Origin of the sequence: Psychrobacter pygoscelis (assembly GCF_004335015.1) — a bacterium.
GTDB lineage: Bacteria > Pseudomonadota > Gammaproteobacteria > Pseudomonadales > Moraxellaceae > Psychrobacter > Psychrobacter pygoscelis.
On record NZ_RQRU01000026.1, the window covers coordinates 1 to 255 of the forward strand.

The 255-nt window shown below is 57.6% G+C and carries 1 pseudogene; it reads left to right on the forward strand.

The window, feature by feature from the left end:
- Positions 1-255: pseudogene (locus EGV92_RS14035) on the forward strand (hypothetical protein); the annotation flags it as partial.

The window sequence follows — 255 nt, forward strand, 5'->3', positions numbered from 1 at the left end:
GCGCTAGCGTCACTGACGCCGCCGGTAACCCCAGTCCTAACGCTACTGACAGAGCGCCCCAAGCAGACACCATAGCGCCAACTGCCCCAGTTATTGGCTTTGAAAGCACCGGTGCTGACGACGTTTACAACAGCGAAGAGGTGGGTGAAGATAGTACCATCACCGCCACCGTTACCGTCCCTGAAGGCACCAAGGTTGGTGACACGCTAACAGTTAACGGTGAAGTCGCCCCCGTGACCCAAGCAATCATCGACG